The organism is Methylobacterium sp. DB0501, from assembly GCF_011043735.1.
GTDB lineage: Bacteria > Pseudomonadota > Alphaproteobacteria > Rhizobiales > Beijerinckiaceae > Methylobacterium > Methylobacterium alsaeris.
Map to the genome: position 1 here is coordinate 1 of NZ_JAAKGV010000055.1, position 9,579 is coordinate 9,579.

The following is a 9,579-nucleotide window of genomic DNA, read 5'->3' on the forward strand; positions in this document are numbered from 1 at the left end:
TGGGGGGCTCCGGTGGCGAACTCGACGACCTCCATGCCGCGCTGGATCTCGCCCCTGGCATCGGAGAGGACCTTGCCGTGCTCGGCGGTGATCACCGCGGCGAGGACGTCGATGCGCTCTTCCAGCAGGCGCAGGAACGTGTTGAGGATGCGCGCGCGGCGCAGCGGCGGGGTCGCGGCCCAGGCCGGGAAGGCGCGCCGGGCGGCGGCGACGGCCGCCCCGACCTCGTCGGCGCTCGCCAGCGCGACGGTGCCCGATTGCTCGCCGGTGGCCGGGTTGAAGACCGGCGCGGTGCGGCCGCTGCGGCCGGGCATGCGTGCGCCGTCGACGAAGTGGGCGATCTCGGTCGGCATGGGTCGTCCTGTTCTACAGAAAAGCGGTGCGGGTCCGGCCCGCCTTGAACTGGCTCGCCAGGGCCTCGGTGCCGCGGGCGAGCACGCCCACGTCGATGGCCACCGCCGTGAAGGTGGTGCCGAGGTCGATGCAGGTTTTCGCGAAGGTGGGGTCGGGGGTCAGGATGCCGGCGGGCTTGCCGGCCGCGCGGATGCGGCGGACCGCATCCTCCACCGCGGCGACCACCTCGGGGTGGCCGGGCTCGCCGACATGGCCGAGGCTCGCCGCCAGGTCCGCCGGCCCGACGAAGACGCCGTCGACGCCCTCGACCGCGCAGATCTCTTCGAGCCGGTCGAGCGCGGCCTGGGTCTCGACCTGCACCAGCAGGCAGATCTCCTCGGCGGCCCGCTTGGCATAGCCCGGGACCCGCCCGAACCGCGTGGCGCGGGTGAGGCCCGACACGCCGCGCAGTCCCTCGGGCGGGTAGCGCGTCGCCGCGACGGCGGCCCGCGCCTCGTCCGCGTCCTGCACGTAGGGGATCAGCAGGGTCTGCGCGCCGAGATCGAGGAAGCGCTTGATCAGCACCGTGTCGTTGGCGGCGGGCCGCACCACCGCCGAGACGGGGTAGGGTGCCACCGCCTGGAGCTGCGCCAGCACGGTGAGCGGATCGCCCGGCGAGTGCTCGGTGTCGAAGAGCAGCCAGTCGTAGCCCGACCCCGCCACGGCCTCAGCCGCGTAGGAGCCCGGCAGGCTGCACCACAGGCCGATCTGCTGGCGCTCCTCGCGCAAGGCGCGCTTGAAGCGGTTCTCCGGAAGGGACATCGCCGCCTCAGACGAACGAGACGCCGATGGCGCCGAGCGGGCCGTAATCGGCCTGGATCACGTCGCCTTGTCTGATGTCGACGGGGCGGGTGAACGAGCCGCCGAGCACGATCTGGCCTTTCTTCAGCCCCGCATCGACCGCCGCGAGCTTGTTGACCAGCCACGCGATGCCGGCGGCCGGGTGGCCCATGATGGCGGCCGAGACGCCGGATTCCTCGATGATGCCGTTCTGCGACAACGTCGCGCCGATCCAGCGCACGTCGACGTCGAAGGGACGGATCGTGCGCCCGCCGACCACGATGGCGCCGAAGGCGGCGTTGTCGGCGATGGTGTCGACGATCGCCCGCGGCACCTCGGTCCGGTAATCGATGATTTCCAGCGCCGGGACCACGAACTCGGTCGCCCGCATCACGTCGTAGATGCGGCAGCCCGGCCCGGACAGGTCCTCGCCCATGATGAAGGCGAGTTCCACCTCGAGCCGCGGCTTGATGAACAGGTCGGTGCGGATCTGGGCGCCGTCGTTGAACAGGGCGTCGTCGAGGATGCGGCCGTAATCCGGCTCGGTCATCTTCGAGGCCATCTGCATGGCGCGCGAGGTCAGGCCGATCTTGTGGCCGGCGAGCCGTGCGCCGGCGGCGATCCGCGCCTCGGCCCAGAGGTCCTGGACCCGGTAGGCATCCGCGATCTCCATGCCGGGAAAGGTCTTGGAGAGCTGCGGGCAGGGTACCCGCTCGCGCTCGGCCTTCAGGATGGCCTCGGCGGCCTTGCGGTGGTCGTCGTCGCTCAGCACGGTACGTCGCTCCAGAGATGTCGTCGGGTTCACTTGATCGGCGGGCGCGGCAGCACGGCCTCGCCGGGCTCCATGACGTAGGTGTAGTCGAGGGAGTACCAGGGCGCCGCGACATCGGCCGCGTCCGGGCGCGGTTCGTCGTGGCGCACGAAGTCGCCGACGAGGGCCTTGGTCACGCCGAACTGCACGTCGGAGTCGATATGCGGGTCGTTCGCGTCGTAGACCTGCGAGATCAGAACCTTGAAGCCCGGCTTCAAGATCAGGGCGTGCAGGTGGGCCGGGCGCATCGGGTGGCGCCCTTGGGCCGCCAGCAGCCTGCCGACGACCCCGCCGGTGGGGATGGGGTAGCCGATCATCATCACCGAGCGGAACCAGAACCGGCCCTCCTCATCGGTGGTGAACTTGCCGCGCAGGTTCATCTCGGCCTGCTCGGGATCCTGGTTCTCGTAGAGGCCGACCGGCGAGGCGTGCCAGACGTCGACCTCCGCTCCCACGATCGCCCGGCCCTCGCCGTCCACCACGCGGGCGGTGACGAAGAGCGCGTCGCCCGGCGTGTCGGAGCGCACGATGGTGCCGCCATTCTCCACCCGCGGGGCGTTGAGGCGCCAGAACGGCCCGAGCAGCGACTGCGAGGTCTCGGTGTTGCCGTGGTCGCCGTTGTTGAGCAGGCAGACGAGGGACGACACGCCGAGCGAGCCGGCCATCAGCACGAACTCGTTATGGGTGTCGGAGGCGAGCGCCCCGATCTCGTTGAGGATCGCGGTGGCGTCGCGGAACTCGGCCTCGGTGAGGCGCACGTCGCGGACGAAGCCGTGCAGGTGGGTGATGAGCGAGGTCATGATCTCGCGCAGGCGCGGGTCGCGCGTCCGCGCCATGACGTCCAGAACTGCAGGCGTCACGTCCTGCTGGCGCTCGATGCGCATGGATCGGCCTCCCTGACTCGGCGCTCTGGTCCCATATCATCGATTATTCGTCAAGAAGCGATTGTTCGGGGGTGATGCCGATGCGTCCTGCCGGGCGTGCCGGAGGGTCGGACGGTCCGGTGGGGTGTCGGCAACGGGGTCGGGAGAGCGTTGCCCGGCGTCTTCGGATGATAAAATATCGTGTTAAACTATGAGTGATACTTGGCTTCTCGCTTATTCCACGAGCGCCCGGCAGGTCCGGGTCATTGGGGGATGTCGGAGGGCGTCCGGACGCGCCGGGACCAGCGCGACCGCGATCGGCATCATCGCGTTTGACAGAAAAAATCGTTTTTCATATGGATCGTCGACGAAGAACCGAATCGCGCTGTCGGGGAGACGCGTTGTGACCGAGGCGAGGCGCCGACGCGCTGCGGGTGACCGGGACGGGGTGCGGCCCGATCCCGGATCGGCCGTGCCCCGACCGCCTATGCCGGGCCTCGCCCTGGTCGATGACGGCAAGAACACGATGGCGAGCCAGCTGGTCGACCGGCTGCGCGAGGCGATCGTGTCCGGCCAGCTCGAGGCGGGCAGCAAGATCAACCTGGAGCGCGCCCGCGGCAGCTTCGGGGTCTCGCTGAGCCCGCTGCGCGAGGCGCTTGCCCGGCTGATCTCCGACGGGCTCGTGGTGTTCGAGGACAATCGCGGCTACCGCGTCGCGCCGGTCTCGCTCTCGAACCTGGAAGAGATCACGCGGCTGCGCGAGGAGTTCGAGGTTCTGGCTCTGCGCCAGGCGATCGCGATCGGCACGGTGGACTGGGAGGGCGACGTGATGCGGGCCCTCCACCGCATGAACCGGATCGAGCGCGACCCGAGCACGCCCGACACGCTGGAGCGGTGGGAATCGTACCACCGGGAGTTCCACCTCACGCTGATCGACGGCTGCCGCATGCCGCTGCTGCTGAACTTCTGCCGCGTGCTGCTGAGCCTGAACGACCGCTACCGGCGCTCGTTCCTGCGCCGCACGCCCGGCGGCGACCGCAACGTCGCCCACGAGCACGGCGAGATCGCGCAGGGCGCGGTCGCCCGCGACGCCGACTTCGCCTGCGACCGTCTGCGCGAGCACATCCACCGCACGGGCACCAACCTCCAGCGGCACCTCGCCGACAAGCTCGCGCCTTGAGCGCACGCCCGCCGCGATCGTGCGAGCCTCCCATCCTTCGAGCGTTCCATGCACACCTCTCCCGACTGGCCGCTCGGCCTCGCCCACTTCACCTGCATCGGGGTGTCGCCCGTCGACCTCGTCCGGCTCGCGGCCGGGACCGGCTGCGCCGCTCTGGGCCTGCGGCTCTACCCGGCTTTTCCGGGGGCCCCGTTCTACGAGTTGCCGACCGGCAGCGACGCCTTCCGGGCGATGCGCCGGGCGCTCGCCGACGAGGGGATGCGCGTCCACGACATCGAGTTCGTGACGCTCGGTGAGGATTTCGTCCCGGCCTCGCTCTCCGGCATGCTCGAGGCCGCGGCCGGGCTCGGCGCCCGGCGCCTGAGCGTCTGCGGCGACGATGCCGACCGCCCGCGCCTCGTCGCCCGCTTCGCCGAGCTGTGCGACCTCGCGGCCGGCTTCGGCATGGGCGTCGATCTCGAATGCATGGCCTGGCGCCGGGTCGCGAGCCTGCCCGACGCCGTCCGGGTGGTCGAGGCCGCCGGCCGGTCGAATGGCGGCGTCCTCGTCGACGCGCTCCATCTCTCCCGCACCGGCGGATCGCCCGAGGACGTGCGCGCCGTGCCGGCTCACCTCATCCGCCATGCGCAGCTCTGCGACGCGCCTGCCGAAAGGCCCGGATCGGCGGACGCGATCATCCAGGAGGCCCGGGCGGGGCGCCTGGCCCCGGGGGAAGGGGCGCTGCCCCTGGCGGCCTTGGTCGCGGCCTTGCCGGCGACGACATCCCTCTCGATCGAGGTGCCGATCACCGGCGCCGCCTCGCCCGAGGAGCACGTGCGGGCGAATCTCGCCGCGGCCCGGCGGCTGCTCGCCGGCTGACGCCCGCGTGACGCCGCGGCCGCCCTGTGCCGGCGTCCGGATCGGCGCTGCAGGGCCGGGACGGCTGGGTTCCCCTCGCGATCTTCGTCATGATCCCTGCGCCATCGCGGGGGTCCGATCGCGGCCGCGCGCGAGACCGACCGGACGCCGAGGCGTGCGCCCGGCAAGCGGAGGCCCGCCGCCCGCCGCGCAGCATCGACAGGGGGCGGCTTCCCGGCCGCCCCTCTCTGCATCACCAGGAGGCAACGCCATGATCCGAGGCACCACGACGCTGATCGCCCATCTCGGCTACCCGACCGAGTCGTTCAAGGCGCCGATGATCTACAATCCCTGGTTCGAGACGCGCGGCATCGACGCCGTGGTGATGCCGATGGGCGTCAAGGCCGAGGATTATCCGGAGGTGTTCCGGTCGCTGTTCCGGCTCACCAACATCCGCGGCGCCCTCGTCACCATGCCGCACAAGATCACCACGATCGGGCTCCTCGACGAGGTCAGCACCACCGCCCGGATCGCCGGCTCCTGCAACGCGGTCCTGCGGCGCCCGGACGGCAGGCTCGTGGGCGACATGTTCGACGGCGCCGGCTTCGTGCGCGGGATCCAGCGCAAGGGCCGCGACCTCGCCGGCGCCCGCGTCCTGGTCGTCGGCAGCGGCGGGGTCGGCTCGGCCATCGCGGCCTCGCTGGCCGCGGCCGGCATCGCGGGGATCGGGGTCTGCGACCGCGATCCGGCGGTCGCCGAGGCCCTGGCCGGACGCCTGCGCGAGCATTATCCGGCGCTCGGGATCGTCACCGGCAGCAACGACCCCGCCGGCTACGACGTCGTGGTCAACGCCACGCCGCTGGGCATGAAGGACGGCGACCCCCTGCCGATGGACGTCGCCCGCATCGCGCCCGGCACCTTCGTGGGCGAGGTGGTGATGAAGCAGGAGCATACGCCGTTCCTGCGCGCCGCCCTGGAGAAGGGCTGCCCGATCCAGGTCGGGACCGACATGCTGTTCGAGCAGATCCCCGCCTACCTGGAATTCTTCGGCTTCGGCACCACCACCGCCGAGGAGCTGCGGGCGGTCGCCCGCCTGTCGTATTGAGGACCCCCGGAGGAGACCCGCCATGAGCCTCGCACCACGCCGCCTCGTCTACGTGCTGAACGGCCCGAACCTGAACCTGCTCGGCAAGCGCCAGCCGCACATCTACGGCAGCGAGACGCTGGCGGACGTGGAGGCCTCGTGCCGGACGCTCGCCGGCGAGCTGGGGCTGGAGATCCGCTTCCACCAGTCGAACCGCGAATACGAGATCGTCGACTGGATCCACGAGGCGCGCGAGACGGCGGGCGGGATCGTCATCAACCCGGCGGCCTTCACCCACACCTCGGTGGCGATCCTCGACGCGCTCAACACGTTCGAGGCGCCGGTGATCGAGGTGCACATCTCGAACGTGCACAAGCGCGAGGCGTTTCGCCATCACTCCTACGTCTCGCTGCGCGCCGACGGGGTGATCGCGGGCCTGGGCACGCAAGGGTACGGGCTCGCCCTGCGCCGGGTCGCCCAGCTGATCGCGGACCAAGGCTCCGCCGTCGCGGGTTCGTCATAGCGCTCGCGGAAGCCATCGCCCCGAGGCGGTCTCACGCCGCCTGGATCCCCTGCAGGAACCCGTCGATCTCCTGCTTCACGCTCAGCGATTGCGAAGCCAGCTCGGCGGCGGCCGAGAGGACCTGGCCGGCGGCGGCGCCGGTCTCGCCGGACGAGGCCAGCACGCAGGCCACGTTTTCCGACACGTCCCGGGTGCCGTGTGCCGCCTCGCCCGCGTTGCGGGCGATCTCGCTCGTCGCCGCCGCCTGCTCGGTCACCGTCGAGGCGATCGCCGCGCTGATCTCGTTCATGCCCGCGATGGTGCGGCCGACCTGGCGGATCGCCTCCGCGGCCCGGCCTGTGGCGGCCTGGATCGCCGTGATCTGGCCGCCGATCTCGTCGGTGGCGCGGCTCGTCTGGCTCGCCAGCTGCTTGACCTCGGCGGCCACGACCGCGAAGCCGCGGCCCGATTCGCCGGCCCGGGCGGCCTCGATCGTGGCGTTGAGCGCCAGCAGGTTCGTCTGGCTGGCGATCGACGCGATGGTGGTGACGGCGGCCCCGATCTGCTCGGCAGCGACGCTCAGGCCCGCCATCGCGGCACCGGTCGCCTCGGCCTCCTGCAGGGCTTGGGATGCGACGTCGTTGGAGCGCAGCACCTGCCGCTCGATCTCCTGCAGCGACGAGACCATCTCCTCGGCCGCCGCCGCCACGGTCTGGACGTTGGCCGCCGTCTGCTCCGCCGCCGCGCTCGACGCGACCGCCCGGCCGTTGGTGGCGTCGGCCAGCTCGGTCATCGCCCGGGCGGTGGCGTCGAGTTCCGTCGCCGCGGAGGTGACGACGCCGAGCGCCCCGGCGATCCGGTCCTGGAAGCCGCGCACGAGCTGATCGACGCGGGCGGAGCGCGCCACGCGGCGGCGCTGCTCCGCCTCGTGCTCGCCCGTCAGCGCGTCCGCCCGATGCGCCGTGTCGCGGAAGACCGTCAGCGCCGCATTGATCCGCCCGATCTCGTCGGAGCGGCCGGTCTCGTCGATCCGGACGTCGTAGCGGCGGTCGATCAGCGCCTCGATCGTCGCCAGGCACCGCTCCAGGGGCCGCTTGATCAGGCTGCGGGCGGTCGCGAACAGGACGCCGAGGAGCACCGCCAGGATGAGCAGCCCGGCGAGCGCGGTCTCCAGGATGCGCGCGGTGGTCGGGCCGGTGAACGCCTGGGCCGGCACGTCCAGGACGAGCGCCCAGGTCGTGTTCATGCCCGGCTGGGTGAAGGGGTAGACGAGGCGGACCGCGCCGTCCGGGCCCCCCCGCAGGATGCGGGCGCGCCCGTCCGAGAGGGCCGCCTTGACCTCCGGCGCGCCGACGCCGTCATACGGCTTCATCAGCAGGCCGCTCTCCGGCGGCACGATCCACTGGCCGGCCTGCGACAGCATCATGACGCGCCCGCCGTCGAAGGGGCGCAGGGCCGCCAGCATGTCGGCGAGCCAGCTCAGCCTGATATCGACCCCGGCGACGCCGACGACGCGCCCGTTCACCGAGAGGGGGGCGGAGACCGAGGTGACGAGTTGGCCCTGGCTCGTCACGTAGGGCTCGACGAGCAGGCTCTTCCCGGAGGCGATCGGGTCGCGGTACCAGGCCTGGGCGGGGTCGATCGGGAAGGTCGCGAAGGCCAGCGTGCCGTCGTCCGTCTTCGTCCAGTACGGCGTGAACACGCCGGCCGCGTTCTCGAAGCCCGATCCGGCCAGGTGACGCTCGGCCCGCTTGTCGGTCGTGTCCGACATCCAGGTGCCGAACAGGTTCGGGTAACGCTGGAGCAGGGTCTTGAGGGCGGCGACCGCGTCCGCCCGCCGGACCGGCTCGCTGCCCATGGAGCCGGACAGCGTCGCCGCCAGGGCATTGCCGGCCGAGACGGCGTCGACGATCCGGATCGACGTCTGGGCGGTGACGCTCGCAGCCTTCTCGCTGGCGAGAAGCAGGACCTGCTCGTTGGTGCGCGCGGCGGTGTTCCACCCCGAGACGCCGGTGAAGGCGAGCAGCGTCACGCCGATTGCCGACCCGGCGATCGCCATGAGCTTGTTGGCGAGAGTCCACTTCATACGCGCCGGCTGCCCTAATATTCCATGTACGCGATACTTTTGGACCGATCGTTTAACCGAAGGTAAATTCCGTCGATCCCGATCGCGATCTAACAGGTAATTGGAGAGTTTTTATTTCGAAGGTTTCTTGGAAGTAATGGGAATCAGGACATTTTTCCGATGTCCCGTCCGGTTTTGCCGACGTCGTCACGATCTCGACGGCTCGACCCCATCGATGGCGCGTGCCGGGAGACGCGTTCGACGCCGGAACCGCGCGGGTCTGAACCGCGCTCCGACCGCAACCGAGCCGTCCGGGACGCTCCGGCGAACGACCGATCCCGGATCGAGTCAAAGGCGCGGGACCCGCCTCCCGTGGGGGAGGGGATCCCGCGCCTTCGGACTGTGATGAACGGTCCCGCGCGCGAGACCGCGATGTGGGGGCGTCAGGCGTAGATCGGGAACCGGTCGGTGAGGGCGACGACGTGGCGCTTGGCCTGTTCCTCGAGGCCGGCATCGCCGCCCTCGCCGGCCCGGTGCAGCCCGTCCAGGACCTGCACGATCAGCTCGCCCACCGCCTGGAACTCCGCCACCCCGAACCCGCGCGACGTCGCCGCCGGCGTGCCGAGCCGGATCCCCGAGGTGATCGTCGGCTTCTGCGGGTCGAACGGCACCCCGTTCTTGTTGCAGGTGATCCCCGCCCGGCCGAGCGCCGCCTCCGCCGCCTTGCCGGTCAACGCCTTGGCGCGCAGATCCACCAGCATCAGGTGGTTGTCCGTGCCCCCCGACGTGATGTCGTAGCCGCCCGCGATGATCGTCGCGGCCAGCGCCCGGGCATTCTCCACCACCTGGCGGGCATAGGCCTTGAACTCCGGCCGCAGCGCCTCGCCGAACGCCACCGCCTTGCCGGCGATCACGTGCATCAGCGGACCGCCCTGCAGGCCGGGGAAGATCGCCGAGTTGAGCTTCTTGGCCAGCGCCTCGTCGTCGGTCAGGATCATGCCGCCGCGCGGCCCGCGCAGCGTCTTGTGCGTCGTGGTGGTGACGACGTGGGCGTGCGGGAACGG

Annotated in this window: 9 protein-coding genes and 1 pseudogene; 4 read left to right on the forward strand and 6 right to left on the reverse strand. The window is 71.1% G+C overall.

Annotated features, from left to right (window positions below):
• The 4 genes from G4G93_RS34855 to G4G93_RS34870 form a co-directional block, all read right to left on the reverse strand.
• On the reverse strand, window positions 1-353 hold a 353-nt coding region (locus tag G4G93_RS34855), incomplete at its 3' end, for an aldehyde dehydrogenase family protein (RefSeq protein ID WP_165091854.1).
• Window positions 354-366: 13 nt separating this feature from the next.
• Window positions 367-1,155: a 4-hydroxy-2-oxoheptanedioate aldolase gene (gene hpaI, locus G4G93_RS34860; protein WP_165091856.1), complete on the reverse strand. Its 789-nt coding sequence runs from the start codon at window positions 1,153-1,155 to the stop codon at window positions 367-369.
• A 7-nt stretch (window positions 1,156-1,162) separates the two neighbouring features.
• On the reverse strand, window positions 1,163-1,945 hold the full coding sequence (gene hpaH / locus G4G93_RS34865; protein ID WP_165091857.1) for a 2-oxo-hept-4-ene-1,7-dioate hydratase: 783 nt from the start codon (window positions 1,943-1,945) through the stop codon (window positions 1,163-1,165).
• Window positions 1,946-1,974: 29 nt separating this feature from the next.
• Window positions 1,975-2,868, reverse strand: coding sequence for a dioxygenase (locus tag G4G93_RS34870; protein ID WP_165091859.1), 894 nt, complete (start codon window positions 2,866-2,868; stop codon window positions 1,975-1,977).
• 466 nt (window positions 2,869-3,334) lie between these two features.
• On the opposite strand from G4G93_RS34870, the gene G4G93_RS34875 reads away from it, so the two are divergent.
• The 4 genes from G4G93_RS34875 (at window position 3,335) to aroQ (ending at window position 6,471) form a co-directional block, all read left to right on the forward strand.
• Window positions 3,335-4,027 carry a GntR family transcriptional regulator gene (locus tag G4G93_RS34875; RefSeq protein WP_165091866.1) on the forward strand — a complete coding sequence of 231 codons (693 nt, stop codon included), beginning with the start codon at window positions 3,335-3,337 and terminating at the stop codon, window positions 4,025-4,027.
• Window positions 4,028-4,075: 48 nt separating this feature from the next.
• Window positions 4,076-4,885, forward strand: coding sequence for a sugar phosphate isomerase/epimerase (locus G4G93_RS34880; RefSeq protein WP_165091861.1), 810 nt, complete (start codon window positions 4,076-4,078; stop codon window positions 4,883-4,885).
• 250 nt (window positions 4,886-5,135) lie between these two features.
• A complete protein-coding gene (locus G4G93_RS34885; RefSeq protein ID WP_165091862.1) occupies window positions 5,136-5,969 on the forward strand; it encodes a shikimate dehydrogenase in 834 nt (277 codons plus the stop codon).
• A gap of 22 nt (window positions 5,970-5,991) precedes the next feature.
• Entirely contained in the window at window positions 5,992-6,471 is a 480-nt protein-coding gene (gene aroQ, locus G4G93_RS34890; RefSeq protein WP_165091864.1) for a type II 3-dehydroquinate dehydratase, read from the forward strand.
• A gap of 31 nt (window positions 6,472-6,502) precedes the next feature.
• Here the strand turns inward: aroQ and G4G93_RS34895 are convergent, their stop codons facing one another.
• Complete coding sequence (locus G4G93_RS34895) at window positions 6,503-8,536, reverse strand: methyl-accepting chemotaxis protein (RefSeq protein WP_246737187.1); 2,034 nt, start codon at window positions 8,534-8,536, stop codon at window positions 6,503-6,505.
• 422 nt (window positions 8,537-8,958) lie between these two features.
• Window positions 8,959-9,579: pseudogene (glyA, locus tag G4G93_RS34900) on the reverse strand (serine hydroxymethyltransferase); the annotation flags it as partial.

Excerpts from the sequence above, each read along its gene's own strand:
- hpaI (WP_165091856.1), bottom strand. The coding sequence starts at position 1,155 with ATGTCCCTTCCGGAGAACCGCTTCAAGCGCGCCTTGCGCGAGGAGCGC.
- G4G93_RS34870 (WP_165091859.1), bottom strand. The coding sequence starts at position 2,868 with ATGCGCATCGAGCGCCAGCAGGACGTGACGCCTGCAGTTCTGGACGTC.
- G4G93_RS34875 (WP_165091866.1), top strand. The coding sequence starts at position 3,335 with ATGCCGGGCCTCGCCCTGGTCGATGACGGCAAGAACACGATGGCGAGC.
- G4G93_RS34880 (WP_165091861.1), top strand. The coding sequence starts at position 4,076 with ATGCACACCTCTCCCGACTGGCCGCTCGGCCTCGCCCACTTCACCTGC.
- G4G93_RS34885 (WP_165091862.1), top strand. The coding sequence starts at position 5,136 with ATGATCCGAGGCACCACGACGCTGATCGCCCATCTCGGCTACCCGACC.
- aroQ (WP_165091864.1), top strand. The coding sequence starts at position 5,992 with ATGAGCCTCGCACCACGCCGCCTCGTCTACGTGCTGAACGGCCCGAAC.
- G4G93_RS34895 (WP_246737187.1), bottom strand. The coding sequence starts at position 8,536 with ATGAAGTGGACTCTCGCCAACAAGCTCATGGCGATCGCCGGGTCGGCA.